Source organism: Nonomuraea aridisoli (assembly GCF_003236395.1).
Lineage (GTDB): Bacteria > Actinomycetota > Actinomycetes > Streptosporangiales > Streptosporangiaceae > Nonomuraea > Nonomuraea aridisoli.
On the sequence record NZ_POUD01000111.1, the window covers coordinates 1 to 26597 of the forward strand.

Genomic DNA, 26597 nt, shown 5'->3' on the forward strand with positions numbered 1-26597 from the left:
GTTCGCGGGATGGTCCAGCATTGGTCCGATCCTGCGATCAACGAGGGGTCGGACCGGTGCTGACGATCGGGGTTTTGGCTGGTAGGGCGCCCGGGGCTCGAACCCGGAACCTACGGATTAAAAGTCCGCAGCTCTGCCAATTGAGCTAACGCCCCTCGCACGAGCAAGGGTACAGAGATTACCGCCCTGCCCGCGACGCCTCCCTCACCGGTAAGCCGGCAGCCCGGTCAGCGCCTCTCCCAGCACCAGCGTATGGACTTCCTGCGTGCCTTCGTACGTCAGCACACTCTCCAGGTTGTTCATGTGCCTGATCACAGGGTACTCCAGCGTGATCCCGTTGCCGCCGAGGATCGTACGGGCCTGGCGGGCGATGTCGAGGGCGGCGCGGACGTTGGCCAGCTTGCCGAAGCTGATCTGGCGGGGCTCCAGCGTGCCGGCGTCCTTGAGCTCTCCGAGGTGGAGGGCGGTGAGCTGGGACTGGGCCAGGCCGACGTACATCCAGGCGAGTTTCTCCTGGGTGAGCTGGAACGCGCCGATCGGCTTGTCGAACTGGACGCGTGTCTTGGAGTAGTCGACGGCCGCCTCCAGGCAGGCGCGGGCGGCGCCCATGACGCCCCAGACGATGCCGAAGCGGGCCTCCGACAGGCACGACAGCGGCCCGCGCAGCCCGACGACGCCGGGGAGGGCGGCCGAGGCGGGCAGGCGTACGTCGTCGAAGTAGAGGGACGAGGTGACTGAGGCCCTCAGGGACAGCTTCTTGTGGATCTCAGGGGCGGAGAAGCCCGGCGTCGTGGTCGGCACGACGAAGCCGCGCACGCCCTCGTCGGTCTGCGCCCACACCACCGCCACGTCGGCGATGGAGCCGTTCGTGATCCACATCTTGGAGCCGTTGAGGATCCAGTCGGATCCGTCCTTCTTCGCGTACGTGCGCATGCCGGCCGGGTCGGAGCCGTGGTCGGGCTCGGTCAGCCCGAAGCAGCCGATCGCCTCGCCGGCCGCCATCCGGGGCAGCCACTCCTCTTTCTGCTCGTCGGAGCCGTACTTCCAGATCGGGAACATCGCCAGCGACCCCTGCACGGACACGAACGAGCGCAACCCCGAGTCGCCCGCCTCGAGCTCGCGGCAGGCCACGCCGTACGAGGTCGCGTCGGTGCCGGCGCAGCCGTACCCCTCGAGGTGCATCCCGAGCAGGCCCAGCGAGCCGAGCGCGGGCGCGAGCTCGCGCGCGGGGAAGACGGCCTCCTCGAACCAGTCGCCCACGTGCGGCAGGACACGGTCGGCGACGAAGGACCTGACCGTGTCGCGGATCAACCGCTGGTCGGCGTTGAGCCGGTCGTCGAGGCGCAGCAGGTCGTCCATCGCGGATCCTCTCCTCGCATAGGGGACTACCAGGGTTCTACCAGGGGTAATCCTGATGTGCGAACACCGGCCCCAAGGGCAGTCTTGAGCCATGAGCGAATACCAGGTCAAGAAACTCCGCAGGACCGACAAAGGCCGGATCGTCGCGGGCGTGTGCTCGGGTGTCGGCGAGTTCGTCGGGATCGACGCCAACATGGTGCGGATCGCGCTGGCGATCCTGACGCTGTTCGGGGGGCTGGGTGTCGGCATCTACGCGATCGGCTGGCTGCTCATGCCCGACGAGCACCACGAGACCTCGATCGTCCAGGACGTGATCAGCAAGCAGCAGCAGCGCAAGTCGACCGCGGACTGGAGCGGCGAGCAGAAGCCTCAGCCGTGATCAGGCGGCTGCCTGGGCGCGCACCCGGGCGGTCTTGTCGCGAGACTCGGTCCACATCATGGTGAGGACGGCGGCGCAGGTCACCCCGCCGACCCCCGCCAGCGCGACCACCGGCTCAGGGCCGAGTCTCTCCGCCGCGAACCCTCCGACGAGGATCCCGATCCCCTGTACGGCCATCAGCCCCGACTGCACGAGACCGAACGCCTGACCACGGCGCTCGGCCGGCACGGACTGCACGAAGGCGGCGTTCGCGGCGAGCTGGTACGCCCCGCCGATGCCCGACAGCACCCACGCGGCGAGCACCACTTCCAGCGGCGGCCGGAGCGCGGTCACGATCAGCGGCGCGCAGCTCAGCATGGCCATCCACCCCATCAGCTGCAGCCGCCGCGGCGGCGACACGAACCTGCTGAACAGGAACGCCCCGATCACCGTCCCGGTCGGCATCGCCGCCATGAGCAGCCCGGTGACGACCGGCACCGGCAGCGCCTCGTCGGAGAACGTGTCAGCGTACGGCGCCGCGATGCCCTCCGGCAGGATGTAGAAGCCGCACAGCCACGCGAAGAGCACCAAAGTGCGCAGCTTGCGGGAACCGAACACCAGCTTGGCCCCGCCCTTGGTCATCGTCCACATGGACGGCTTGGCGCCGTCGCGGCCGGGGGCCGGACGGCGGCGCACGCCGGAGACGATGATGAGCGCTGACCCGAGGAACGTCGCGGCGTCGAGGGCGAGCGCCCGGTAGGGGCCGATGGCGGCGATCATCGCTCCGCCGGCGGCGAAACCGACCATCTGAACGGCCTGGTTCGTCATGTTCTGCAGGGCCGAGCCCATGACGTACGCGTCGCCGTCGAGGATCTCGGGCAGCAGAGCCGCCCGCGCGGCCGAGAACGGCGCACTGAGCAGCACCACGAAGAACACCAGCACGCACAGCGCCCAGAACGGCAACCCCGGCACCGCCATCGCCGCCACCAGCCCGGCCCTCAGCAGGTCGCAGGCCAGCATGACGCCCCGGCGCGCGAACCGGTCGGCCAGCCCCGCGAGCAGCGGCCCGCCGACGATCGACGGGAGGTACGTCAGCGCGTACACCGCGGCCGTGGCCAGCGGCGAGCCGGTGCGGTCGTAGACGAGCACGGCGAGCGCGACCTGCGCGAGCTGGTCGCCGAGGAGCGACAGGCCCTGGCCGAACCAGAGGGCCCGGAACTCCCTGACGGCGATGACTTCCCGGTATGTGACTCGCGGCGTTCCGGCACGGCGATGCCGTCCCGGCGGCCGTCGCGCCCGCATGGCCCCCATAGGACTCCGCTGTGCCTGACTCAGAGTGTTCGGTATGTCACCTAAGGTGCCCGAACGGCAGGGGTGACCGCAACCCAAAGCAGCCAACCAAATGCAAAGGGTTACCAGCCCAATTCATGAAGGCGGGCGTCGTCGATGCCGAAATGGTGACCGACTTCATGGACCACCGTGATGCGGACCTCCTCGATCACGTCCTCTTCCGTATCGCAAATCTCACATATCGCATTGCGGTAGATCTCGATGCGGTCGGGCAGGACTGCTGAGTACCAGTCGCCGCGTTCGGTGAGGGGGACTCCGGTGTACAGGCCGAGCAGGTTGGGCTCCGGCGGGTCATCGACGACCGTGACGACCACGTTGCTCATGAGGCGGGTGAGGTCAGGGGGAATGGTGTCCAATGCCTCGGCCACGAGTTCCTCGAACTTCTCCCGCGATACCTGGATCACGCTTGCCATTCTGCCCCGTCGGTCAGGTAGGCAAGAAACCGTATGAAGTTCGTCCACAGGTCGAAGGCCATCCTTCGGTCGCGGGCCGCGAGGGTCCTGGCGGTGCTCCTCGTCGCCGCGGCCGGTGCTTGGCTGGGCATCTTCCTCAGCGGCACCGTACGGGCCGAGGTCGGCCCGGTCGAGACGGGCATGTCCCTCCGCCCCGCCTGGCACGGCGAGACGGTGGTCGACGCGAGCCCGCTTGGCACGCTCACGTTCCACACGCATGACGCGCCGCTGCGGCTGCGCATCACGCTGGAGAACATCGATCAGGAACGCGCCCGCGCCCTCTTGGAGGACCCGCGGCTGGCCGACCGCCTGCCCGCCACGATCGAGGGCGACCTGCTGGACGGCGTGCGCATGCTCGTCGTCCGCTCGTTGCTGTGCGCGGGGGCCGGGGCGCTGCTGGCCGTCCTGATGGTCTACAAGCGCCCCAAAGTGGCTCTGCTGGGCCTTCTGGCCGCCTCTGTGGGGCTTGCCGGGACGGGAGCGCTGGCGGCCCTGACGTTCCGTCCCAACTCGCTCGTGGAGCCGCGCTACTCGGGCCTGATCGCCGCGGCGCCGTCGCTCGTGGGCAGCGCCGAGTCGATCGTCACGCGGTTCGAGTCGTACCGGACGCAGCTCACCAAACTCGTCACGAACGTCTCGAAGCTCTACGAGACGGTCTCGACCCTGCCGGTGTACGACCCGGACCCGAAGTCCATCCGCGTGCTGCACGTCTCCGACATCCACATCAACCCCATCGCCTGGAACGTCATCCGCTCGCTCAAGGACCAGTTCGCCGTCGACATGGTCATCGACACCGGCGACATCTCCGACCACGGCTCCAGGGCCGAGAACAAGTTCGTGGACGAGATCGGCCGTCTCGGGGTGCCGTACGTGTACGTCCGGGGCAACCACGACTCGATGACCACCCAGCGGGCGGTCGAACGGCAGCGCAACGCCATCGTCCTCGACGACGAGACCCGGACCGTCGCCGGCCTGAAGATCTACGGCCTCGGCGACCCGCGGTTCACGCCGGACAAATCCGTTCCCGTCGACTCTGACCCGTCCGTCCTCGCGCGGTTCGCCCGTGCGCATCTGGGCAAGGCGGGCAAGCCTGACGTCATCGCCGTACACGACCCCGACGTCGGACGGGGCTTCAGCGGGGTCGCCCCCATGATCCTCGCCGGACACACCCACGAGCGGAAGACGACCATGCTCCCGAGCGGGAGCCGCATGCTCGTCCAGGGCTCCACGGGCGGCGCCGGCCTGCGTGCCCTCGAACACGCCCAGCCCACGCCCGTACAGGCGTCCGTCCTGTACTTCGACCGCGAGACCCGGCGCCTGCAGGCCTGGGACGACATCACGCTGGGCGGGCTGGGCGAGCAGTCGGTCTACATCTCCCGTCACGTGGAGGCCGACCCGCAACGTATGATTTCCCCAGAGCCAACGATCGCCCCGTCGCCAACGGGACCGGTCACTGGCACGCCGACGCCGACCGCCGGTCAGCCGCTTTGGCATCAGGGGCAATCGTCCCCTATGCTTCAGAGGTCTCCGACGGAAGGCGACAGGGAATCCTGAGCCCCCATCGTCTAGCGGCCTAGGACACCGCCCTTTCAAGGCGGCGGCACGGGTTCGAATCCCGTTGGGGGCACCGCGAGCGCCTAGCGCACCCGCAAAACGGATGGTCGAAGACCACCGAAGAGCTGGTAAGCTAAGCGAGCGCAAACAGCAAGAAACGCAAGGTCCTGTAGAGCAGTTTGGAGTGCTCGCCACCCTGTCAAGGTGGAGGTCGCGGGTTCAAGTCCCGTCAGGACCGCTCTGGGTCAGGTAGCTCAGTTGGTACGAGCGTCCGCCTGAAAAGCGGAAGGTCGGCAGTTCGACCCTGCCCCTGACCACCAGCCTTGAACAGCCAAGATGCCCCGTAGCGAAGATCGCTCCGGGGCGTTTTTGTGTCCGCTGACGGCAACAAACGCGGCGGACGGTCATCCAGATAAGAGTGGATCAGATAATCTGATTTTATGAAGGTGATGACTGCCACTGAGGCGTCTCGCAGCTTCGCGACCGTCCTCGACGAGGCCGAGCGCGGGGAGACGATCGTGGTGACCCGTGGCGGGAAGCAAATCGCCGTGATCGGCCCCGCGCCCACCGCGCCGGGGCGTATGGTCAAGGCGTTTCTGGCCAGAAGCTCGGGGAGGCTGGACGCCGACTTCGAGGCTGATGTCGCGGCGGCCCGTGAGGCGGTCGACGACGAGATGAGGGGCACGTGGCCCGACGCCTGATCCTGGACACGGGCGTGCTCATCGCCGCCGAGCGAGGCAAGGCATCCGTGGACGCCGTGATCGAGGACGCCGATGACGTGGCCATTGCGGCGATCACTGTGGCCGAACTGCTCGTCGGTGTGGAGATGGCCGATGCGGCCCGACGACCGAATCGGCAGGCCTTCGTGGACGAAGTCCTGGCGTTGATTCCCGTCGAGGAGTACACAACGGACGTCGCCAGAGTCCATGCTCGTCTCATGGCGCATGTCCGACGAGAAGGTAAATCTCGGGGAGCGTACGATCTGCTGATCGCAGCGACGGCCGCGGCCACTGCGAGAACAGTGATCACAATGGACGCCTCGGCCGCCTTCGATGATCTTCCAGGCGTCCGCGCACAGGTGGTTCCTCGCTGAGCGACGACGGCAACCCTGACGGCAACGTCGGCCACCAAGACCACACCTAGGGCACTCTTGGCCACCCGTCGGCACCTTGTCGAGGCGGCCCATCAGCCTGATCGCCACACCTGAAAAGCGGAAGGTCGGCAGTTCGACACTGCCCCTGACCACCAGCCTTGAACAGCAATAGCGCCCCGAACGGATTATCGTTCGGAGCTTTTGGTGTCTGGTGACAGGAACATCACTTGCGCTCCCGTCGGATGAGCAGGGCGTAGTGGCCCAGTCCGAGAACGCCGGACAAGGTCGGTTGCACGATCAGGGCAATCAGGAGCCGCTCAGGCCAGGTTGTGACAGGACCACCGTTCTCTACGAGAGTGCCGAATCCCAGACATGCAACGCCGAGGATCAACAGGCCCAGGCTCACGCTGAGGTAGTGGCGACGAGGGAGCATGCGGCCTGCGCGCCATACGACCACCGGAATGACGATCATGGCGAAGTAGCTGACCGCTCCACCGGCTAAGCTGCCGACGATCTGGCCGGGGGAAGCGTCGGAGAACCCTTGATCACTCCAGTCGCTTGCCTTGTACACCCACGATCCGGTCGTCCAGACCAGTACGAGCAGTGCGTAAAGGGTCAGGAACTCGCCGGTGGTCGATGGGAACGCACCGTCATGCCCGTCCTCGGTGTTCGGCGGGTTGCTCATGGGCACCTCGGTGGACGTCTCGACGTCGGGCACGACTCTGTCGGACTCGGCGGCGTTGGGGCGACAGACAACGTCACCTCCCCTCTATGCCATACGCACTATCCCGTACTGATCTCGTTGCCTCTAGTACGTAATGGTGGTGGGCGGGCGGTCGAGGTCGAAGGGCAGGTGGCTGCGTCCGCGACATGCCGTCCCGGGCGTAGCAGGCGGTGAGCTTCGGCGCGGGCGCCGCGTCCGGGCGTGTCGACGCAGACTCGGCGCCGGATGCTGAGAGGGCGAGGCCCGGACTGCGGTGCAGGGTCGCGGGACGGCTGGGTCAGATCAGGCCCAGGGCCAGCATGGCGTCGGCCACTCGGCGGAAACCGTCGATGTTGGCGCCGGCCACGTAGTTGCCCGGCATGCCGTACTCGTCGGCCGTCTGCAGGCAACGAGCGTGGATGTCCTGCATGATCTCCTGGAGGCGGCGTTCGGAGAAATCGAACGTCCACGAATCACGGCTGGCGTTCTGCTGCATCTCCAGCGCGCTGGTCGCCACACCCCCCCGCGTTGGCCGCCTTGCCCGGCCCGAAGGCGACCTGCGCCTCCAGGAACACCTTGATGCCTTCAGGCGTGGTCGGCATGTTGGCCCCCTCGCCCACCGCGATGCAACCGTTGTCGACCAGGAAGGCGGCGTCGCGGCCGGTGATCTCGTTCTGGGTGGCGGACGGCATCGCCACCTCGCAGGGCACCTCCCACACGCTGCGGCCAGGCACGAAGACGGCGTGCTCGCCGCGACGCGCCGCGTAGACGTCCAGGCGGGCGCGTTCGATCTGCTTGACCTGCTTGAGGAGGTCCAGGTCGATGCCCTTCTCGTCGACCACGTAGCCGGAGGAGTCGGAGCAGGCCACGACCACGCCGCCGAGCTGCTCGACCTTCTCGATGGCATAGACGGCCACGTTGCCGGAGCCGGACACCACGACCCGCTTGCCGTCGAACGACGTGCCCCGCGCCTTCAGCATGTCCTCGACGAAGAACGCGCACCCGTACCCGGTGGCCTCCGTGCGGACCTGGGCGCCGCCGTACACCAGGCCCTTGCCGGTGATCACGCCGGACTCGTAGCGGTTCGTAATGCGCTTGTACTGGCCGAACAGATAGCCGATCTCCCGGCCGCCGACGCCGATGTCGCCGGCCGGCACGTCGGTGTACTCGCCGATGTGCCGGTAGAGCTCGGTCATGAAGCTCTGGCAGAAGGTCATCACCTCACGGTCGGAGCGGCCCTTCGGGTCGAAGTCCGATCCGCCCTTGCCGCCGCCGATGGGCAGGCCCGTAAGACCGTTCTTGAAGATCTGCTCGAAGCCCAGGAACTTCACGATGCCCAGGTAGACCGACGGGTGGAAGCGCAACCCGCCCTTGTACGGCCCCAGCGCGCTGTTGAACTCCACCCGGAAGCCGCGGTTGATCTGCACCTCGCCCCGGTCGTCCATCCACGGCACCCGGAAGATGATCTGCCGCTCGGGCTCGCAGATACGTTCGATGATCTTGGAGTCGGCGTACTCGGGGTGCTTGCCGAGAACCGGGCCGATGCTCTCAAGCACCTCGCGCACCGCCTGGTGGAACTCGATCTCCCCTGGGTTGCGGCTCAGGACGTTGTCGTAGATCAACGACAGTTTCTCGTGCAACACGTACGCTCCAAGTACACCTAAGTGGCTCTTCTCACTTTATGTGGCGAAGCGTTGTGAGCTGGAGGTGGCCTCCCGTTTCGCCACGGCGGGCGCCGATCAGGAGCTTCGAGGGTGTTGAGCGGCTCGGCCGTCTTGGTCGGTGGCTTGACCGCGACCGGCTGCGGAAGTCCCAGTTCTCAGTGGATCCCGTCTCGGGCTTGTCGATGCGCGCGTTGCGCACGCCCCTGTGGCCCACCTCCGAGCGCCGCACGTCGGGCGTCCAGCGTTGACGTGTCACGCTCGTAACATTACGGTCTGGACCAAAATCAAGCAGCTTTGAACATCCTGGAGGTGCGGCCGTGCCGCGAACCTGTCTTGCGCTGCTCATGGTCCTGTCCGCCTTATCGATACCGGCCCTGTCGACACCGGCGGCCGCACAGGGGGCGGCCGCACCGAGCTGCGGCACCCCGGCCGTCACGACGTACGGGCCGGCCTCCGTCACCGGCGCGATCGTCGGCGCCGCCGTCCACGAGGGGCACGCTTACGTGGTCTCCCGCGGCCCGAAGCCTCCAGTCGTGGCCGAGATCGACCTGGCCACCCGAAAGGTGACGCGTACCGCGACACTGCCGGACGGTCCCAAGGCGGGCGAGCCGGAAGGCGGCTGGGCCACCGCCGTCGCCGGCGGCAAGCTGTACATCGGCACCTACCCCGTACCCGACCTCTACAGCTACGACCTGGACACGGGCCAGGTGGCGCACCTGCACTCCTTCGGCGCGAACGGCGGCTTCGTCTGGAGCATGGCCGCCGCGCCGGACGGCACCCTCTACCTCGGCACCTCCTCCGACGGTCGGCTCTGGGAGTACGTCCCCTCGACGGGCGCAGTCCGCAGGTACGGTGTGCTGGTCCAGGGCGAGCACTACGCCAGGGCGGTCGCCGTCGACGAGACCACGGCTTACGTGGGACTGCTGGAGAAGGCCAAGCTGATGGCCGTCGACCGGGTCAGCGGCGCGGTCAGGGAGCTGGCCCAGGGACCCCAGGCCGTCGGCACGGTCGCACTCTATGGCGACCGGGTGCTCGCGGCGAGCGGGAGCACGCTGATCGACGTGCGCAAGGACGGCACGGACCGGCGGCAGTTCGAGGCCGGGGTGGGCGTCATCGACGCGTTCGAGGTGGCCCCCGACGGCACGGTCTACCTCACCTCGCGCCCCGACGGCGCCGTCTACAGCTACCGCACCGGGCAGGACGCGGTGACCAAGGTCGCTGATCCGCCTTCGCCGGGCGAAGAGACCCGGGCACTGAAGCTGGACGGGCAGCGGCTCATCGGCTTCGCCGGCAGCGGCGGCATGTGGTGGCTGGACCTGCCGAGCAAGACCTCCGAGTTCGTCGACCTCATCGACGCGGGCTTCCCGGCCGGCGCCGAGCGGACCCAGAGCATGCTGCTGGTGCCGAACCGGGCCCTGTACATCGGCGGCCACTTCGCCGTGGAGGTGCGTGACCTGCGGACCGGCAAGGAGCGCAGAATCCGCGTGGTCGGCGAGCCGAAGGCCATGGTGCAGCGGGGGAACAAGATCTACGCCGCGCTGTATCCGAGCGGCCAGATCATCTCCATCGACATGCACACGGACGAGGTACGCGGCCTCGGCTACATCGGGCATGACCAGTCGCGGCCGTGGGACATCGAGCACGACCCCGTCACCGACACCATCCTGGTGGCCTCCGCCCCGACCGGCGCGAAGCTGCAGGGCGCCCTGACGGTGCTCGACCCCGACACGGGGAAGATGGACGTCTACCCGAATGTCATCCCCGACCAGAGTCTGATGAGCCTGAGCGTCGACGCCGAGCGCGGCATCGTCTACCTCGGCGGCGACGTGCTCGGAGGAGGCGGCACGCCGCCGACCAGGACGACGGCTTCGATCGCCGCCTTCGACCTGAAGCAGCGCAAGGTGGTGTGGCAGCTCGATCCGCTTCCGGACCACCGCACCTTCCAGGACCTCAAGGTCCACGGAGGGCTGCTGTACGCGGTGTACAAGCGCGTGCTGGGCGCCTGGATCGCCCTGGACCCCGCCACCGGGACCATCAAGCACCAGGGCTTGCTGTCGGGACACGGCGAACTGCAGGTCCACAGGGACCGGGTGTTCACCTCCACCTATTTCGGCGGCGGCAACGCCTACGAGCTCGGATCGGAGGCCAAGCTGCTCGCGACCGGGCTGGGCGACGAGTGGCACACCAATCCGCAGCTGCAGTTCGAGCCCGGCTCCTTCGACGCCTGGACGATCGTCGGCCGGGATCTGGCGAAGGTACGGCTCGACCCGCGCTGCCCGCCTGTGACGATCCCGGAGTCGCAAGACTAGTTCCGGCCTGTACCGAAATTTGATCAATGCGCCTCGCCTGGCCCGGAGCCGCCGGGCCGGGCGAGGCTGCGGCCCGTCCGGGACACCTCCGCCATGGCCTTACTCCAGCCTTCCTCAGGTTGACCGCACGCCTTGGCCGGATTCTCCGGTTGGGGACCGTTGGGCCTGTGGTGATCAGGGCGTGGGCAGTTGCACGGTCAGCCCTATCGCGTCGTTCTTGCGAACGGCGCCGTCGCAGCCGCGTCCGCCCCACAGCAGCAGTTGGTTTCCGGCGATTACCGGCGTCATCTCGGATGGGCATTCGCCCGCGAACGCGACCGTCCTTGGCGCTGACCGCAATCTGGCTGCGTGAGGGTCGTAGGCTGCGATGCCTTGCGATGATGCCGACCAGATGAGGCCACCCGTTATCCACATGGGGTTCTGGGGCCTGTTCCCGGGCAGTTCGGCACTTGAGCGGAAGACTCGGGAAGATAATCGGCCCACCTCGCGCCAGCGAGTGCTGTCTCCCAACTCGACTATTCGGCTTTGGTCTCCTTCGGTGAAGACGCCTAGCAGCCCGGTCCCACTCGGCAGGAGCCCCGCAGAATCCACGCTTGAGGCCAGTGGCAGCTTCGTTGCTCGGAGGTGAGCCAGGTTGTGGTCCAGTCGTTGCGTCGTCAGAACGTTTCTGGACGGGTCGAAGGTGGGGGCAACCACGCCTGCGCTGTCAGCCGCCATGTCGGTGACGTGCATCCCGCTGCCCTTGATTGCGCGCCATCGATTGTTCGGGCGGGGGACGTCGTGCTCAGTCGGCCGGTTTTCCTCACCCGTGAGTGGGCGATGGGGGAGTGGGGCCGCATCCCTGAAGCCGAGGGGGAGACGTTGTGAAGCGGGTTCTGGTGTTGTCCGGGCCGCCGGCGGCGGGGAAGAGCACCTTGGGGCGTCGGCTGGCGGGGATGCGGGATCGGTGTGCCTTCATCGACGTGGACGATGTGCGGCAGCTTGTGGTCGCGGGGGCGGCCGCGCCCTGGGAGGGTGCCGAGGGGCGGCGGCAGCGTCGGCTCAGTGCGGTCAACGCCGGCAGTCTGGCGAAGAACTTCGTCGCGGCGGAGATGGATGTCGTCATCGCGGATGTGGTGAACGAGGAGACGCTCGCCGTGTATCGGGGGGCGCTGGACGGTCTTGTCGTGGTGCATCTGCATGTGGCGTACGGGCGTGCTCGCGCGCGTGCGCTGGGGCGGCCGATTCACCTCACCTGGGACGAGTTCGAGCTGCTTCATCGGGAGCAGGAGGCGGTGACCGGGGTGGATCTGTGGCTGGACACCACCGGGCTGAGCGTCGAGGAGACGGCCGAGCGGGTGCTGGGGCTATGGGGAGCTGAGTACTGAGCGTCTCGTGATGGGGCGGTGAGTGGTGAGCGGCCCGATGTGGGGAGATCGTGGCAGGTTGGTGGGGTTAGGGTGACGGTGTGGCGACTTCTGGGGGCGTGACCGTCGCTGATGCTCTGCGGGCGCTCGCCACGTCCGTGGACGCTCGTGAGGTGGAGAAGGTCCTGGCGGCGGCGGGCCTGGGCGACGCCGTGGACGCGGGCATGGACGTGTTCAACGTGCTGGCCCACCTGCGCCGGCGGCAGCGGGAGCTCAGCGGCCTGTACGCCACGGCCCGCGAGCTGACCACGGTCCGGGCGATCGACGAGGTCCTGCAGTCGATCGCCGAGCGGGCGCAGGAGCTCGTGCCCAGCGCCGACGCCAGCTACATCGCCGTCCGCGAGGACGACGGCGGTTTCACGGTACGCGCGAGCGTCGGGCTCACCTCGCCCGTCTTCAAGCAGGTCCACACCCGGCCCGGCACCGGGATGGCGGCGAAGATAGCGAAGACCGGCAGCCCGCTGTGGATCCGGTGTTACGCCGGCAGCGACACGATCGTGCACGACCCGAGGCTGGACGCCGCGCTGGCCGAGGACCAGCTCGTCTCCGTGCTCGGCGTGCCGTTGAAGATCCGTGGCGAGGTGGTCGGGATCCTCTACGCGGCCAATCGGTTCGAACGTCCCCCGAGCGCGGAGGAGAGCGTGCTGCTGGGCGCTTTCGCCGACCACGCGGCCGTCGCGCTCGAGAACGCCCGCCTGTTCGGCGAGCTGGACGCCGCGCGGCGCGTGGCGGAGGAGGACGCGGAGACGATCCGGCGCGCGGCCGAACTCCATGATCGGCTGACGCGGCTCGTGCTCGAAGGCGCCGACGTCGAGGAGGTCACGCGGGAGATCTCCGCGGTGTTCGAAGGCGGCGTGCGCGTGCTGCGGCCCGACGCGCGGGAGCTGAGGGAGGCGGTCGCCGAGAGCCAGCGCAACGGTCACGCGGTCGCGACGGACGGCGGCTACGTGACGGCTCTCGGAGCCGGTGGGGCGCGGCTCGGAGCGCTGGTGCTGGAGACGGAGACGCCGCTCAGCGCTCCGGACCTGCGCAACCTGGAGAGTACGGCCCACATCCTCAGCCTGCTCGTGTTCCGTCAGCGCGCGATCGTCGAGGCGGAAGAACGCGTGCACGGCCGGCTCTTCAGCGAGCTGGCCACGGGAGGGACGCTCCGCGACCATCAGCACCTGCTGGCGCAGGCGCGCGGGTTCGACCTCGGCGGTTCGTTCGTCGCGGTGTTCGTACGGAGGGAGTCGGGACGTCCGGCCGACCTGGCGTGGGCCATGTCGGCACTCGCGCGCTCACGGGACGGCCTCGGCGGCGAGCACGGCGCGGGCGCGGGAGCGTTCCTGCCGGGGACGGACGCCGGAGAACTCGCTCGGTTCGTCCACGAGCGCCTGAAGCGCGAGCTGGGCGGCGAGTTGATCGTCTGCGCGGCCGAGCCGCGAGCGTCGGTCCCGCCCGATGCCCAGCTGCGCCTGGCGGAGCGCTCCGCGGCTCTGCTGCACTCGCTCGGGCGGGCCGACGCCGCGGTCAGCGCCCACGCGCTCGGCCTCTACGGCATCATCGTCGACCCCGGGCGGAGCGACGAGCTCGCGACGTTCCTGCACGCCACCATCGGGCCACTGAGCGAGCACGACGCCGCCCACGGAACGGCGCTCGTCGACACGGTGCACACGTACTTCCGCGAGGGCGGCAACCTGGCCGGCACGGCCCGCGCGCTCTATGTGCACCCCAACACCGTGGTCAAGCGCCTGGCCCGCGTCGCCGCCCTGCTCGGGGACGACTGGCAGTCGCCCGACCGGGCTCTGGAGCTGCACCTGGCGCTGCAGCTGCGGTGGCTCGCCGACCGCATCTGAGGCCGTCAGCCCGGCGTCACGCGCTCCCAGAGGTCGTTGAACGCGATGCTGTCGAAGAACGCGGTGCCGTCGACCACCTGGCCGTCGCGCAGCCTCATCACCCAGGCATAGGTGTTGTCGTAACGGACGCCGTCATTGGCGACCCCGCTGCCGTCCCAGACCACGATCACGGTGTCGCCGTCCGCGTGGACCGACCGGATGCGCACGGGGCGGAACCGCTCCCCGTCCGCGAACCGGGCTCCGAACGGCGCGAGGACCTCCTCGACGAACCGTTGCCGGCTGCCGTACTCCTTGGCGGCGGCGGAACGGCCCTCGATCCGCCACACCATGTCGGGAGCGAAGAGGTCGGTGATCGCGCCCGTTCCGTCCTGCCAGGCCTCGAAGGCGGCGCGCACCGTCCTGCGGTTGGCTTCGTCGGACATGCCTGTGCTCCTTCTGCCGGGTGGCCCCGTGGCTCAGTACGTGATGACGGCGCGGCCGACGATCTCGCCGGTCCGGATGCGGTCGATCGCGTCGTTCACGTCCTCGAACCGGATCGGGTGGACGGTGTGCTGCACCTTGCCCTGCTCGGCGAGCGCGACGACCTCGCTCAGGTCGTTGTAGTTGCCCCAGAACGACCCGTGGTAGGTGTACTCGCGCGCCACGAGCGGGAACAGCGGGATGTCGATCCGGTCCCCGACGAGGCCGACCGACGCGTAGTGCCCGGCGATGGTGAGCAGCCCGAATCCCAGCTTGATCAGCTCCTCGGCGCCGGCGCAGTCGATGCCCGCGTCGATCTCGTCCTGGCCGGTGGCCTCGCGGAGTTCTGCCCTGACCTCGTCGAGGGACCGGCCGCCGATGTTGACGGCGTGGTCGGCGCCGAGCTTCCTCGCGAGGTCGAGCTTTTCGGGGTTGCGGCCGAACGCGACGACGGTGGCGCCGCCGCCGAGCAGCTTGGCGTACTGCACGGCGTACGTGCCCAGGGCTCCCACGCCCATCACGCCCACGACGCGGCCGGGCCCGAGGGCGCCGGCGTCGCGGAGCTTCTTGACGCCGCGGTACGGGGTCAGGCCCGCGTCGGTCAGGGGCGCCAGTTGCTCGGCCGTGATGTCGTACTTCGTGTCCACCTTGATGAGGTACGCGGAGGGGACGGGAACGTATTCGGCGTAGCCGCCGTAAGGGCCGAATCCCGGCCACGAGCCGTGCGGGCAGATCTGGGTGTCGCCGCGGTGGCAGTGGCGGCAGGTGCCGTCGCCCCACCCGCCCACGACGACCACCCGATCGCCTTCGCGGTGACCGGCGCTCTGCGCCGTCGCCCCGACCCGGGCGATCTCACCGGCGATCTCGTGGCCCAGCGTGACCGGGAACGTGGACGGCGCGTAGCTGCGGAAGTAGCCGTCCACCAGCTGCACATCGGTGCGGCACATGCCGGCGGCCCCGACCTTGACGAGCACCTCGTCGGGGCCGATGTCGGGGACCGGCACCTCTTCGAGGACCAGCGGCCGGCCGTATCCGTGCAGGCGGGCCGCGCGCATCGTGCTCGGAAGCGCGGTCGGGTTCGTCCCTGGGACGGTGGTGCTCGCGGTGGACATGATGACTCCTTACGGAGGAGTGGGTGATTTATTAAGCTTTGGTAGCAGCCCCAGCTCATGTGACGCTTTATGTGCGTACATGAGGGGATATGTGCCCCAATTAACGTGAATGGCGGTAAAAACGGAGAAAGCGTGATGCCAAGGTTTCTGCGGAGCGTCCGGAGCGCTCTCATCGGCAAGGCTAGGGCGGGCGTCACGGGAGCCGGAAGGTGGGAATCGCACATCGTGCCGCCGGGGTCGGTGGGGGAATGTGACACCGCTTTCGATGAGCAGGCTTCGATGAGCACAGTTTCGATGAGCACAGTTTCGATGAGCAGGGGCCGATGGCGGGTGGGCGCCCGCCGATGAGAGCGCCCAGGTTGAAGGAGGGCCTACAGGGCCGGTGGGCCTTGCTCGATGCGGCGGAGGACCGGGGCGAGCTTGTCGAGGTCATCGCCGCGGATGTGCCGGCGTTCGTCCCACCAGGTCGCGCCGGCGTCGGCCAGGGGGCCGATCAGGTCGCGTGCCCTGGCGGGCTCGGCGGGGCTCACCCCGCCGACGACGATGTCGAACGGGGTGTCCCGGCCGGCGTCACGGTGCTGGTGGACGAAGGCGGTGAGGTCGCGGACCTCCTCCGCGGGCGGGGCCTCGCCGTGCGTGGCGGAGGCGAACAGCGGCACCGCGCCGTCCCAGCGGGCGGCCCGGCGCATCGGACGTCGGCGGGGCCAGTATCCCGCGATCCAGACCGGCGGGTGGGGGCGCTGCACCGTGGCGGGCAGCAGGGTCACGTCACGCACCTGGAAGTGGCGGCCCTCGTGGTTCACCGGCTCGCCCGACCAGTAGCTCCGTAGCAGGTCCAGCCCCTCGTCCAGGCGCTCGGCGATCACCACCGGGTCGGTCGGCTCCCCGAAGCTGCCGAACTCGTCGTCGATCGGCGCGCCCAGACCCGCCCCGAAGATCACCCTCCCGCCGCTGAGCGCGTCGAGGGTGGCCACCTGGCGGGCCAGTTGCTGAGGGCGGCGGCGGGCGACCGGGGTGATCAGCGTGCCGAGCCGGATCCGCGAGGTGGCCAGCGCGGCGGCGGTCAGCAACATCCACGGATCGCCGAAGGTACGGCGGACCTGCTTGCGATGCACGAGATGGTCCCAGACGAACAACGCGTCCCAGCCCGCACGTTCGGCCGCCACGGCCACCGATGCCACGGTCCTGGCGTCCGCGAAGTCCCCGAAGTTCGGGATGTTGATCGAAAAGCGCATCTTCGCATACTCCCGCAGCTCGTCCTCGTGCTCGGAAGTGGGCTGCTCACGGGCTCTGGCGGGGCCGGCTTGGTGAGAAGACGCCGGGGTTTTGTCCCGTACGGCGCCTCAAAAGACCCTGTCATTTACACGTCAGCAAAAATGCTGAAATGTCGTGATCATAGGGTCTGAGCTTGGCTTTTTGGTCATGTCGCTTCCATGTTTTCTGCTTCCGTCAAAGCAGATGCCCGAAGGAGGGTGTCCGTGCGGCTCAGGTCCAGACACACTGACGTTCGCCACCGAGGGGTGGGCCCGCGTCTACGGCGCGCGGCGATCGTCGCCACCCTCCTCGCGGTCTGCGCGGCCCTGTTCGTCTCCCCGGCGACCGCCGATCCGCGGAAGACGGACCTCAAGCAGCTGGCCGGCGTCGTCCAGCCGCTCGTCGACGAAGCCGCGGCGCGCGGCGTCCGGGTCTCGGTCGGCCTGGCGGACCTGAGCCGCCCCAACGGCCGGAGCACGATCCTCGGCTCCACCGCCTCCTACAACCCCGCCAGCGTCATCAAGCTCTCCCTGCTGGCCACCCTCATGCGGCAGGTCGACCGCGGCCTCGTCTCGCTCGACGCCCCCGTGACGGTCTCGCCGTACATGGTGGTAGGAGGAAGCGGCACCATCCAGGACGAGCCGATGCCGTTCGACACCACGGTGCGGGAGCTCGCGCGCCGGATGGTGGTCGTCAGCGACAACACCGCCACGAACGTGCTGCTGTACTACGTCGGCATCCCGACGGTGCAGGCGCTGCTGGACGATCTCGGGCTGCGGACGATGAAGTTCAACCGGCAGATGTTCCCGGGCGCGCTCATCAGCGCCCCGACGAACGTGCTCGACGCCGCGGACACGCTGGCGCTGCTCAAGGCGACGTACTCCGGCCGGCTGCTGTCGCGCAAGTCAACCGAGCAGATCGTGGACTGGATGCGGCACCAGGAGGTCGACACCAAGTTCGGCGCGGTGCTGAATGGCAGGCCGATCGCCCACAAGACCGGGGAGACCGGCAACGTCACCCACGACGTGGGCTATTTCCTCGTCCCCGGGCACGAGACCGCCGTCGTCGTGCTCACCGAGGTGACCACGACGAGCGGCTTCGACGAGGCCCAGCGGATCGGCAACCCGATCGTGCAGAACATCGGGCTGGCCGTCTACGACCATCTCGACAGGCTTGATCACCCGGCGGCGGCCGGCTGACCGCAGGCGCGACCGGCCGGGCGGAGGGGCCTCACCGAGGGAGCGGGAGCTTGAGCTTCTGCAGGGCCTTGCCGAACTCCTCGGCCGGGTCGCCGGGGTAACCCCACGGCGCGGCCTCTCCGACCCGGTTGCCCACCAGGGAGAGATGGCGGGCGGCCAGGTCGTGGGTGTCCCTGGTCTGGATGAAGATCGCGCCGAAGAGGTGGTGGGCGTCGAGGTCTCGTACGTGTGACCGTTTGCCGGTCATCCAGCGGCTCTCGGCCTCCTTCAACTCGCCGAGCACCGTCTCGGAGAAGTAGGCCATGGTGAACTTCATGTAGGCCATCAACGTGCTCTCCTGCACCAGCCGGGACTCCTCGGCGAGCAGGTACTCCAGATGCGCCAACGGGAGCATGGCCGTGAGCGGATCGCCCGGCGGAGCCAGCGCCACCGCGTTGCGGGCGTGCGCGAACATGTCCTCGTGGGAGCCGCCCCATTTCGCGCTGACCGCCTGGATCCTGGCCCAGTGCGCGGAGTGCCGCGATAACTTCCGGCGGCGAAAGATCCCCATAGAGGGATATTTCTAGCACTAATCGACATGAGGCGATGGCCGGATCGGCCCCGCGTTTATCCGGCGATTTTCATGTTTTTTCGGGTTAAGGCGCTATTGCGGCTGATTCGTGGGTGATCCGCGTGCCCACGTCCTCCCCCTCGCAGATCGCCTTCATCACGCCCTTCGCCGCCACATCGAAGACGTGCATGAGAAGTCGCTGCTCGTTGGCGAGCACGAAGGCGCTCTCGTCCATCACTTTCACGCCGGCCGCCAGTGCTTCCCGGTAGGTGAGGTCGGTGTATCGCTTCGCGCCGGGGTTGACGTTCGGGTCGCTGTCGTACACGCCGTCGACGCCGCGCTTGGCCACCAGCAGCGCGTCCGCGTCGAGCTCCAGAGCCCGCTGGACCGCGGGATAGTCCGTCGTGACGTACGGCTGGCCGATGCCGCCCGCGAGCAGGACGATCAGCCCACGGCGGAGGTGCCGGTCGGCGCGGAGCCGGATGAACGGCTCCGCCACGCTCTGCATGGGCACCGCGGTCATGACGCGCACGTCCGTCGTCGAGCGTGCGGTCAGGACGCCGCGCATCATCAGGGCGTTCATCACCGTGCCGAGCATGCCGATGTTGTCGGCCTCGGCCCGGCCGATGCCCCAGCCCTCGGCCATCCGGCCCCGGAAGTAGTTGCCGCCGCCGATGACGACCGCGACCTGGACGCCGAGCTCGTGGACCGAGAGGATCTCATCCGCCAGCTGGGCCAGGCTGGCGGGGTCTGTGCCCCAGCCGGCGTCTCCGGCGAGCGCCTCGCCGCTCAGCTTGACCACGACACGTGAATAGCGACGCACGACGTTCCCTTCGCGGCCGCGCGGTCGGCGACCCGGTCAAGGATACGAGGCGCGGTGGTGAAGGGACGCCCCGGCGTGGGGTGCCGGGGCGCGGCGCGGGGTCAGCGGCGGCGCTTGAAGACGTCCTTCGGGATGTAGCCGGTGACGACCTGGGTGCGGTCGACGACCTCGGCGTTGTGGTAGTTGACCGCGATCGAGGCGAACGAGTAGGCCTTCGGGACGGTCAGATCCTGGGTGGTGACCAGGAAGTCCACGGTCTTCTCGACGGCGATCCGCATGGCGCGGTCGAGGTCCCAGTGGATGCCCATCATCATCCAGTGGTCGTCGGTCTCGGCCCACGGGAGCTCGGTCTCCACGTTCTTGATCACGGTGATGCGGAACGTGCCGGCCAGCGAGTGCTCGACGGCGGTGCCGCTGACCTCGCCGTCGCCCTGGCAGCTGTGCGGGTCGCCGATGAAGATCTGCGCGCCGGGCTGGAAGACCGGCAGGTAGAGCTTCGTTCCGACGCAGAGGTCGCGGACGTCCATGTTGCCGCCGAACCTGCCCGGAGGCGTCGAGTTCTGCACGCCGCCGGCGGGCGGCGGCTCGTCCTCGGTGTTGCCGATGAACTCGCCCGTCGGCGAGGCGACCGCGATGATCCCCATGAACTTCTGGGTCGGGATGATGATGTCGTCGGAGAAGAACACCACCTCCTCACCGCGGTGCATGCCGGTGCGGTAGAGGTGGGTGCGGACGTCGGGCCAGACGCCGGCCGGCAGGCCGGGCGGGATCTCGGCGGGGATGTCGAGGCCCTCGTCGCCCTCGCGCCAACCCGGGTAGAACGTGGCCATGACGCCGCCGGTCGGAGCGGTGTTGTTGAAGCCGTACGGGACCCGGGTGTCGATGTCGAGGATGTCGACCACGATGGTGTCGCCCGGCTCGGCGCCCTCGACGTAGATGGGGCCCGTCAGGACGTGCCCGCCGTACCGCCTGCCGGTGGCCACGCGCTCGGGCAGTGTCTCCCAGAACGCCACCCCGTCGGGCAGGATCTCGTCCGGCTCGACCCCGAAGGCGCCGAAGTAGTCGCGCGGGTGGATGTCCGGGTTGGTGAAGCCCTGGTGGGAGAGGGTGTCGACGCGGACGGTCTGACCCGACCGCATGGTGAGGCCGGGCTCCCAGCCGATCGGGAAGCCGCCCCAGTGCAGGTTGTCCGGGGTGGATCTGAGGTGATGGTCCCACTTCGCGGGCTTGGGACCGTGCCGGCCGCCCTTGTCGCCGGGCGACGCGTGGGCGGGGGCGGCGACGCCGGCCCCGAACGTTGCGGCCAGACCGGCGGCCAGCAGACTTCGCCGGCTCGCCGAGCTCCAGTGGTTGGTGGAAATAGCCGGGCTCCCATCGCTGAAGGGCACCCGAGGCGCTGCCGGGTGCGTGGGTTCCAGTGATCATCGGGGTCGCTTCACGGTGACCGTCCGGTGTTTCGGCCACATGACGATCGTGGAAAATCCGCTGTGCTCTCTCCACCGATCGGTGGATGGCGGGCGTCGATCGGCGGGGCGCGGAATTCCGCCAGGTGATACGGCAGATCCCGTCCGGTGGGTGGTGTGGGGACGAGGGTCGCCGTACGAGGGTGGACGCAGTAAGCCGCCGAGCCCGGAAGGACGCGCATGCCACCCGTGATCGAGGTACGGAACCTCCACAAGCGCTATGGGAACAACGTCGCGGTCGACGACGTCTCGCTGACCGTTCAGGAGGGCGAGATCCTCGGGATCCTCGGCCCGAACGGCGCCGGCAAGACGACGACCGTGGAGTGCGTCGAGGGTCTGCGGGCGCCGGACCGGGGCGAGATCAGGGTGTTCGGGCTGGATCCCCTCCGGGACCGCGCCGAGGTGACGCGGCGGCTCGGCGTTCAGCTGCAGGCCGGGCAGATCCCCGAGCGGCTGCGGGTCGCCGAGGCGCTGGAGCTCTACAGCTCCTTCTATCCGCGGCCGGCCGACTGGCGCGAGCTGATGGACGGGCTCGGGCTGGCGGACAAGGCGAAGACCGCCTACGCCAAGCTGTCCGGCGGTCAGCGGCAGCGGCTCTCGATCGCGCTGGCCCTCGTCGGCAACCCGCGGGCGGCGATCCTCGACGAGCTCACCACGGGTCTCGACCCGCAGGCACGGCGTGACACCTGGAGCCTGATCGAGGACGTACGCGCCCGCGGGGTCACGATCGTGCTGGTCACCCACTTCATGGAGGAGGCCGAGCGGTTGTGCGACCGGGTGGCGCTGATCGACGCGGGCCGCGTCGTCATGGTGGACACCCCGGCCGGCCTGACCGAACGGGCCCGCAGCGAGCAGCGGATCCAGTTCCGGCCGTCCGTGCCGCTGGACGACCGCATGCTGACGAGCCTGCCCGACGTCTCCAGCGTCACCCGCCGGGGCGAGCTGGTCGTCGTCAAGGGCAACGGCAACGTGCTCAACGCCGTCACCGCCGTCCTGGCACGCAACCAGATCGTGGCCGAACGGCTGCGCGTCGAGCAGGCGAGCCTGGAGGACGCGTTCGTCGAGCTGACCGGAAAGCGTCTGGACCCGAAGTGACCCCACACAGAGAGGAAAGGACCATGACCGCGCCCTCCGCGACGTGGCGGCTCATGAGAACCGAGATCAAGCTCTGCGTACGCGACAAGAGCGCGCCCGTCTGGGGCGTCGGCTTCCCGCTGATCGTGCTGATCATCCTCGGCAGCGTTCCCGCACTGAGGGAGCCCCGTGAGATCTACGGCGGTCTGACCGCCTTCGACATCTACGTGCCGGTCATGATCCTGTTCAACCTGGCCATCCTGGCCATGACCGCTCTGCCGGCCACGCTGGCGGGATACCGCGAGACCGGCGTGCTGCGGCGCATGCGGACCACGCCGGTCGGCCCGGCCCGCATGCTCGCCGCCCAGCTCGTGGCCAACCTGGCCGTCGCGCTTGTCGCGGTGGTCCTGTTCCTCGCGGTGGCCGGGCTGGGCTTCGGCGTCCAGCCGCCGCGGAACGCCGCGGGCTTCGTCGTCGGCTGGCTGCTCTCGGCCACCGCGCTGCTCGCGATGGGCCTGCTGATCAGCGCGCTGGCGCCCGGGCGTAACGCGGCCATGGCGATCGGCACCGTGTTGTTCTTCCCGATGATGTTCCTCGCGGGGCTCTGGGTGCCGATCGCGGAGATGCCCCCGCCGCTGCGGGCCGTCAGCCAGTACTCGCCGCTCGGCTCGGGCATGCAGGTGTTCCAGGACGCGTACCTGGGCCATGTCCCGCCGGTCCAGCCCATGGTGGTCCTGGCGGGGTATGCGGTGGTGTGCGCGATCGTCGCGGTCCGCTGGTTCCGCTGGGAATAGACTCGGCGAGGAGGGAGCGGGACGTGAGCGGGCAGACTCCATGGCGCTGGATCCGGGCGCAGGTGCGGCGGCCCGTCGTGCTGGTGACCGTGGTGCCGTACACCCTGCTGGCCGCCCTCGTCGTCCTCATGCTGATCGTGCAGCCGGTGGACGAGTCCATGGTCGTCGACCTCGGCCTGTGCGGGCTGGCGGCGGCGTGGATGCTCTTCATGTTCACGTTGCGCCCCGCCTGGTGGGAACGGCCGCGGATCATGGGGGTGTTCTTCGTCGGGCTGGTGGTGATCAACGCCGTCCTGGTGGCGCGGAATCCCGCGTTCGGGCTCTTCACCCCGGCTCCCTACATCTACGCCTTCACCATCCTGCCGTGGCCGTGGCGGCTGCCGGGCGTGGCCGTCGTCGCGGTCGTGGCCGGCAGCGCGCAGGCGTCCGACGTGACCAAGACGACCGCCGTCGGCCTGACGATCTACGCGGCCGTCCTGGTCGCGAACATCGTCATGATGTGCGGCACCGCCTGGTTCCTCCATCTGGCGGAGCGGGAGGAGGAGCAGCGCGTCCAGGCCCTGGCCGAGCTGAGCCGGGCCAACCGCATGCTGGAGGCGACGCTCGCCGAGAACGCCGGACTGCACGCCCAGCTGCTCGCCCAGGCCAGGGAGGCGGGCGTCCTCGACGAACGCCAGCGGATGGCCCGCGAGATCCACGACACCCTGGCGCAGGGGCTCACCGGGATCATCACGCAGCTCCAGGCCGCCGAGCAGATGCACGAGCCGCCGCCGCAGTGGCGGCGGCCGTTCGAGGCCGTGAAGCGGCTGGCCAGGGACAGCCTGGCCGAGGCCCGGCGCTCGGTCGACGCCCTGCGGCCCGAGCCGCTGGAGACCGGGCGCCTGAGCGACGCGCTCGCCGACGTCACCGGCCGGTGGTCGAAGCTGCACGGGCTCGCCGTCCAGGTGACGACGACCGGCACGGTACGGCCGATGCCGCCGGAGGCCGAGTTCGCGTTGTTGCGCACGGCGCAGGAGGCGCTGGCCAACGTGGCCAAGCACGCGGACGCGACCAGGGTCGGAGTGACGCTGTCGTACCTGGAGAACGAGGTGGCGTTGGACGTGCGTGACGACGGCGCGGGCTTCGATCCCGCGGGGTTCGAGTCCGGCACGGAGGGCGGGTTCGGCCTGACCATCATGCGGCAGCGCATCGAAGGGCTGTCCGGGATTCTGCGGATCGAGTCGGAGCCCGGCGCCGGCACCGGGATCTCGGCCTGCATCCCCACCCTGCCGGCCGGGAGCCACGCATGACGTCGATCAGGCTGCTGATCGTGGACGACCATCCCGTGGTGCGGGACGGGCTGAGCAGCATGTTCGCCTCCGCGCCCGGGTTCGAGGTGGTGGGCGAGGCCGCGGACGGCGCCGCGGCCGTGCGGCTGGCCAGGGAGCTCCGGCCCGACGTGATCCTGATGGACCTGCGCATGCCGGGGATGGACGGACTGGCCGCGATCACCGAGCTGGCCAGGCTCGGCATCGGCGCGCGCGTCCTGGTCCTGACCACGTACGGCAACGACTCCCACGTGCTGCCCGCGATCGAGGCGGGCGCGACCGGCTATCTGCTCAAGGACTCTCCCCGGGAGGAGCTGCTGCGAGGCGCGCGGGCCGCCGCCAAGGGCGAGAGCGTGTTGTCCCCGTCGGTGGCGGCGAAGCTGATGAACCGGGTCAAGACGCCCGCCCCGCAACTGCTCAGCCGGCGGGAACTCGAGGTCCTCGAACTCGTGGCGGCCGGCAACACCAACCGTGAGGCGGCCGCCCGGCTGTTCATCACCGAGGCCACGGTCAAGAGCCACCTGCTGAACATCTACGCCAAGCTCGGCGTGAGCGACCGCGCCGCCGCCGTGGCCGAGGCGTTCAACCGCCGGCTGCTCACCCCCGAGACACCCGAGCCGTCCTGACCGGCCGGAATCATCGGGCGGAGCCGGGGTCGGCGCGCGACCGGCCGGCGGCGCGGATCACGGCTCGGGCGTCGGCCACCGGGCCCAGACGGGCGAGTCTGTCCGGGTCGGTGACGGCGCGGATCGTCTGGATCCGACCGTCGAGGATGTCGAGCGACAGCGTGTTGACGATCTTCCCGTCGTGGTCGTGGAAGATCGCGCCCGGCCGGCCGTCCAGCTCGTACGGCTCCACCACGCCGCCGATCCGCAGGAACGGCGGCGCGATCGCGGCGAGCACCCTGGCCACGTTCGCGGCGCCGAAGAAGGGCTTCCACTGCGGGCCCTCGGCGCCGCCGTCGCCGATCAGGTGGACGTCGGCGGCGAGGAGCTCTCTCAGGCCGTCGACGTCGCCCTCCCGGAAGGCGCCGAAGAAGCGTTCGGCGAGTCTCTCGCGGGCCTCGCGGTCGGCCTCGAACCGGGGGCGGCCCTCGTCCATGTGGCGGCGGGCCCGCACGGCGAGCTGGCGGCAGGCCGCCTCAGAGCGTCCCACCGCCGAGGCGATCTCCGGGAAGCCGAACGCGAACACCTCCCGCAGCACGAAGACCGCCCGCTCCAGCGGGCTGAGCCGTTCGAGCAGCAGCAGGGCCGCCATCGACACCGAGTCGGCCAGCTCCGCCGAACGCTCCGGGTCCTCGTACGGGTCGGTGAGCGGCGGTTCGGGCAGCCACGGCCCGGCGGACTGCTCCCGGCGGGAACGGGCCGAGCGCAGCACGTCGATCGAGATGCGGGTCACCGTGGCCGACAGGAACGCCTTGGCCGACGCCGGCCGGGTCGGCGAGGCCTCGTAACGCAGCCAGGTCTCCTGGACCGCGTCCTCGGCCTCGCTCGCGTCGCCCAGGATCCGGTAGCCGATCGAGAACAGCAGCGGCCGCAGCTCCTGGAACTCCTCCGCCCTGCTCACGCCAGTCCTTCCCGGAAACCCTGCCGCCACGAGGGGTAGCGCGGCCGCCAGCCGAGCTCCCGCTTGGCCTTGGCGTTGGAGAAGCCGCGGCCCTCGGTCATCATCATCACCGCCACCTCCCCGGCCACCATCCGGGCCAGCCATTTCGGGACCCGCATCGGCGGCTTGCCGCCCACGACCCCGGCCAGGTACGGCAGCCATTCGCGGGCCGGGGCAGGCTCGTCGTCGACGATGTTGAACACGCCCTTCGCCCCCAGCTCCACGGCCAGGACGGTGGCGCTCGCCGCGTCGTCGAGATGCAGCCACGAGGCGTATCCGGCGCCGTCCCCGACGAGCGGGAACTTGCGCCTGCGCACGAGCTCCGCCTGGTCGTCGGTGGCGCCGGGGCCGTAGAGCCCGCCGAACCGCAGGACCGCGCCGCCCGCCTGGACGACCGCTTCCTCGAGGTGGCGCAGGGCCGCGGACACCGAGTACTGCGATGTGCCCGCGTGCGTGTCGAGCGGGTCCTCCTCGGTCTTCACCCATCCGCCTTCGCGGATTCCGTTCCAGTTGGCGTAGCTCTGCGCGACGAAGATGGAGACGCCGGTCGCCTCGGCCGCGGCCAGCAGGTGGTCCGTCCCCTCGGTGCGCAGCCGGTTGGTCATGGCGAACCACCGGTCCATGTGCTTGAAGTCGGGTCGTCCGCCGGCGTTGGCCGGGGAGATGGCGGTCATCTGGTGCACGATCGCGTCGGGCCGGGCGGCGGCCACCGCCTCGCCGACCGACACCGCGTCGAGCCCGTCCATGACGACCGCCTCGGCGCCGAGCCGCTCCAGCAGGTCAAGCCTGCCCGGCCCTCTCGTCGTCGCCGTCACCTGATGGCCCCGGGCCACGAGCTGCGGCACCAGCCGCCGCCCCACGACCCCCGTCC

Annotated in this window: 24 protein-coding genes, 4 tRNA genes and 1 pseudogene; 15 read left to right on the plus strand and 14 right to left on the minus strand. The window is 69.3% G+C overall.

Features of this window, described 5'->3' with window-relative positions:
- Positions 1 to 79: 79 nt before the first annotated feature.
- Together C1J01_RS24815 and C1J01_RS24820 are read right to left on the minus strand one after the other, a co-directional pair.
- A tRNA-Lys gene (locus C1J01_RS24815) sits at positions 80 to 155 on the minus strand.
- Between the two features lie 49 nt (positions 156 to 204).
- Positions 205 to 1359, minus strand: coding sequence for an acyl-CoA dehydrogenase family protein (locus tag C1J01_RS24820; protein ID WP_111181379.1), 1155 nt, complete (start codon positions 1357 to 1359; stop codon positions 205 to 207).
- A 91-nt stretch (positions 1360 to 1450) separates the two neighbouring features.
- Between C1J01_RS24820 and C1J01_RS24825 the strand changes: the two genes are divergently transcribed.
- Positions 1451 to 1738, plus strand: coding sequence for a PspC domain-containing protein (locus C1J01_RS24825; RefSeq protein WP_111181380.1), 288 nt, complete (start codon positions 1451 to 1453; stop codon positions 1736 to 1738).
- Here the strand turns inward: C1J01_RS24825 and C1J01_RS24830 are convergent, their stop codons facing one another.
- Entirely contained in the window at positions 1739 to 3019 is a 1281-nt protein-coding gene (locus tag C1J01_RS24830; protein WP_235854651.1) for an MFS transporter, read from the minus strand.
- A gap of 110 nt (positions 3020 to 3129) precedes the next feature.
- Complete coding sequence (locus tag C1J01_RS24835) at positions 3130 to 3480, minus strand: metallopeptidase family protein (RefSeq protein WP_438943131.1); 351 nt, start codon at positions 3478 to 3480, stop codon at positions 3130 to 3132.
- Between the two features lie 33 nt (positions 3481 to 3513).
- Between C1J01_RS24835 and C1J01_RS24840 the strand changes: the two genes are divergently transcribed.
- From C1J01_RS24840 to C1J01_RS24865, 6 genes are all read left to right on the plus strand, one after another.
- Complete coding sequence (locus C1J01_RS24840; RefSeq protein WP_111181382.1) at positions 3514 to 5073, plus strand: metallophosphoesterase family protein; 1560 nt, start codon at positions 3514 to 3516, stop codon at positions 5071 to 5073.
- Positions 5074 to 5146 (plus strand) — tRNA-Glu (locus tag C1J01_RS24845).
- A 90-nt stretch (positions 5147 to 5236) separates the two neighbouring features.
- Positions 5237 to 5311 (plus strand) — tRNA-Asp (locus C1J01_RS24850).
- A 5-nt stretch (positions 5312 to 5316) separates the two neighbouring features.
- Positions 5317 to 5393: transfer RNA gene (locus C1J01_RS24855), tRNA-Phe, on the plus strand.
- A gap of 129 nt (positions 5394 to 5522) precedes the next feature.
- Complete coding sequence (locus C1J01_RS24860) at positions 5523 to 5774, plus strand: type II toxin-antitoxin system Phd/YefM family antitoxin (RefSeq protein WP_220040079.1); 252 nt, start codon at positions 5523 to 5525, stop codon at positions 5772 to 5774.
- The gene (locus C1J01_RS24865) at positions 5759 to 6166 is read left to right on the plus strand and encodes a PIN domain-containing protein (protein WP_111181384.1); all 408 of its coding nucleotides are present in this window, start codon (positions 5759 to 5761) and stop codon (positions 6164 to 6166) included. Before C1J01_RS24860 ends, C1J01_RS24865 begins: the two co-directional genes overlap by 16 nt.
- 223 nt (positions 6167 to 6389) lie before the next feature.
- Here the strand turns inward: C1J01_RS24865 and C1J01_RS24870 are convergent, their stop codons facing one another.
- Together C1J01_RS24870 and gdhA are read right to left on the minus strand one after the other, a co-directional pair.
- Positions 6390 to 6884: a hypothetical protein gene (locus tag C1J01_RS24870; RefSeq protein ID WP_111181385.1), complete on the minus strand. Its 495-nt coding sequence runs from the start codon at positions 6882 to 6884 to the stop codon at positions 6390 to 6392.
- Positions 6885 to 7167: 283 nt separating this feature from the next.
- Positions 7168 to 8512 (minus strand): annotated as a pseudogene (gene gdhA / locus C1J01_RS24875) (NADP-specific glutamate dehydrogenase).
- A 338-nt stretch (positions 8513 to 8850) separates the two neighbouring features.
- On the opposite strand from gdhA, the gene C1J01_RS24880 reads away from it, so the two are divergent.
- From C1J01_RS24880 to C1J01_RS24890, 3 genes are all read left to right on the plus strand, one after another.
- The gene (locus C1J01_RS24880) at positions 8851 to 10842 is read left to right on the plus strand and encodes a PQQ-binding-like beta-propeller repeat protein (protein ID WP_111181386.1); all 1992 of its coding nucleotides are present in this window, start codon (positions 8851 to 8853) and stop codon (positions 10840 to 10842) included.
- An 863-nt stretch (positions 10843 to 11705) separates the two neighbouring features.
- Positions 11706 to 12209: an ATP-binding protein gene (locus C1J01_RS24885; RefSeq protein WP_111181387.1), complete on the plus strand. Its 504-nt coding sequence runs from the start codon at positions 11706 to 11708 to the stop codon at positions 12207 to 12209.
- Positions 12210 to 12289: 80 nt separating this feature from the next.
- Positions 12290 to 14086, plus strand: coding sequence for a helix-turn-helix domain-containing protein (locus C1J01_RS24890; protein WP_146615712.1), 1797 nt, complete (start codon positions 12290 to 12292; stop codon positions 14084 to 14086).
- 5 nt (positions 14087 to 14091) lie between these two features.
- Here C1J01_RS24890 and C1J01_RS24895 read toward each other — a convergent pair whose 3' ends face one another.
- The 3 genes from C1J01_RS24895 to C1J01_RS24905 all read right to left on the minus strand — a co-directional run bounded on the left by C1J01_RS24895 (position 14092) and on the right by C1J01_RS24905 (position 16892).
- Positions 14092 to 14508: a nuclear transport factor 2 family protein gene (locus C1J01_RS24895; protein WP_111181389.1), complete on the minus strand. Its 417-nt coding sequence runs from the start codon at positions 14506 to 14508 to the stop codon at positions 14092 to 14094.
- A 33-nt stretch (positions 14509 to 14541) separates the two neighbouring features.
- Entirely contained in the window at positions 14542 to 15657 is a 1116-nt protein-coding gene (locus C1J01_RS24900; protein ID WP_220040080.1) for an NAD(P)-dependent alcohol dehydrogenase, read from the minus strand.
- A 371-nt stretch (positions 15658 to 16028) separates the two neighbouring features.
- On the minus strand, positions 16029 to 16892 hold the full coding sequence (locus C1J01_RS24905; protein ID WP_111181390.1) for an LLM class flavin-dependent oxidoreductase: 864 nt from the start codon (positions 16890 to 16892) through the stop codon (positions 16029 to 16031).
- Positions 16893 to 17177: 285 nt separating this feature from the next.
- On the opposite strand from C1J01_RS24905, the gene C1J01_RS24910 reads away from it, so the two are divergent.
- A complete protein-coding gene (locus C1J01_RS24910; RefSeq protein WP_181448946.1) occupies positions 17178 to 18110 on the plus strand; it encodes a serine hydrolase in 933 nt (310 codons plus the stop codon).
- Positions 18111 to 18141: 31 nt separating this feature from the next.
- Here C1J01_RS24910 and C1J01_RS24915 read toward each other — a convergent pair whose 3' ends face one another.
- The 3 genes from C1J01_RS24915 to C1J01_RS24925 all read right to left on the minus strand — a co-directional run bounded on the left by C1J01_RS24915 (position 18142) and on the right by C1J01_RS24925 (position 20871).
- Entirely contained in the window at positions 18142 to 18660 is a 519-nt protein-coding gene (locus tag C1J01_RS24915) for a hypothetical protein (RefSeq protein ID WP_146615713.1), read from the minus strand.
- 85 nt (positions 18661 to 18745) lie between these two features.
- Positions 18746 to 19462 carry a UMP kinase gene (pyrH, locus tag C1J01_RS24920; RefSeq protein ID WP_220040081.1) on the minus strand — a complete coding sequence of 239 codons (717 nt, stop codon included), beginning with the start codon at positions 19460 to 19462 and terminating at the stop codon, positions 18746 to 18748.
- Between the two features lie 122 nt (positions 19463 to 19584).
- Complete coding sequence (locus C1J01_RS24925; protein ID WP_111181394.1) at positions 19585 to 20871, minus strand: acetamidase/formamidase family protein; 1287 nt, start codon at positions 20869 to 20871, stop codon at positions 19585 to 19587.
- 255 nt (positions 20872 to 21126) lie between these two features.
- Here C1J01_RS24925 and C1J01_RS24930 point away from each other — a divergent pair, with 255 nt between their 5' ends.
- Genes C1J01_RS24930 through C1J01_RS24945 form a run of 4 tightly spaced genes read left to right on the plus strand, consistent with a single transcriptional unit; the run spans position 21127 to position 24747 of the window.
- The gene (locus tag C1J01_RS24930; protein WP_111181395.1) at positions 21127 to 22041 is read left to right on the plus strand and encodes an ABC transporter ATP-binding protein; all 915 of its coding nucleotides are present in this window, start codon (positions 21127 to 21129) and stop codon (positions 22039 to 22041) included.
- 23 nt (positions 22042 to 22064) lie between these two features.
- Positions 22065 to 22814, plus strand: a complete 750-nt coding sequence (locus C1J01_RS24935) for an ABC transporter permease (RefSeq protein ID WP_111181396.1) — start codon at positions 22065 to 22067, stop codon at positions 22812 to 22814.
- 23 nt (positions 22815 to 22837) lie between these two features.
- Entirely contained in the window at positions 22838 to 24103 is a 1266-nt protein-coding gene (locus C1J01_RS24940) for a sensor histidine kinase (protein WP_235854652.1), read from the plus strand.
- The gene (locus tag C1J01_RS24945; RefSeq protein WP_111181397.1) at positions 24100 to 24747 is read left to right on the plus strand and encodes a response regulator transcription factor; all 648 of its coding nucleotides are present in this window, start codon (positions 24100 to 24102) and stop codon (positions 24745 to 24747) included. The genes C1J01_RS24940 and C1J01_RS24945 overlap by 4 nt, the downstream gene beginning before the upstream one ends.
- A 10-nt stretch (positions 24748 to 24757) precedes the next feature.
- On the opposite strand, the gene C1J01_RS24950 is transcribed toward C1J01_RS24945, so the two are convergent.
- Entirely contained in the window at positions 24758 to 25687 is a 930-nt protein-coding gene (locus tag C1J01_RS24950; protein ID WP_111181398.1) for an RNA polymerase sigma-70 factor, read from the minus strand.
- Positions 25684 to 26597 (minus strand): NAD-dependent epimerase/dehydratase family protein (locus tag C1J01_RS24955; protein WP_220040082.1); only part of this gene is annotated, 914 nt, incomplete at its 5' end. The genes C1J01_RS24955 and C1J01_RS24950, both read right to left, overlap by 4 nt.

Coding starts and splice junctions, on each gene's coding strand:
- C1J01_RS24930 (WP_111181395.1), top strand. CDS start 21,127: ATGCCACCCGTGATCGAGGTACGGAACCTCCACAAGCGCTATGGGAAC.
- C1J01_RS24835 (WP_438943131.1), bottom strand. CDS start 3,480: ATGGCAAGCGTGATCCAGGTATCGCGGGAGAAGTTCGAGGAACTCGTG.
- C1J01_RS24820 (WP_111181379.1), bottom strand. CDS start 1,359: ATGGACGACCTGCTGCGCCTCGACGACCGGCTCAACGCCGACCAGCGG.
- C1J01_RS24895 (WP_111181389.1), bottom strand. CDS start 14,508: ATGTCCGACGAAGCCAACCGCAGGACGGTGCGCGCCGCCTTCGAGGCC.
- C1J01_RS24830 (WP_235854651.1), bottom strand. CDS start 3,019: ATGCGGGCGCGACGGCCGCCGGGACGGCATCGCCGTGCCGGAACGCCG.
- C1J01_RS24900 (WP_220040080.1), bottom strand. CDS start 15,657: ATGTCCACCGCGAGCACCACCGTCCCAGGGACGAACCCGACCGCGCTT.
- C1J01_RS24905 (WP_111181390.1), bottom strand. CDS start 16,892: ATGCGCTTTTCGATCAACATCCCGAACTTCGGGGACTTCGCGGACGCC.
- C1J01_RS24915 (WP_146615713.1), bottom strand. CDS start 18,660: ATGGGGATCTTTCGCCGCCGGAAGTTATCGCGGCACTCCGCGCACTGG.
- C1J01_RS24935 (WP_111181396.1), top strand. CDS start 22,065: ATGACCGCGCCCTCCGCGACGTGGCGGCTCATGAGAACCGAGATCAAG.
- C1J01_RS24945 (WP_111181397.1), top strand. CDS start 24,100: ATGACGTCGATCAGGCTGCTGATCGTGGACGACCATCCCGTGGTGCGG.
- C1J01_RS24840 (WP_111181382.1), top strand. CDS start 3,514: ATGAAGTTCGTCCACAGGTCGAAGGCCATCCTTCGGTCGCGGGCCGCG.
- C1J01_RS24860 (WP_220040079.1), top strand. CDS start 5,523: ATGACTGCCACTGAGGCGTCTCGCAGCTTCGCGACCGTCCTCGACGAG.
- C1J01_RS24825 (WP_111181380.1), top strand. CDS start 1,451: ATGAGCGAATACCAGGTCAAGAAACTCCGCAGGACCGACAAAGGCCGG.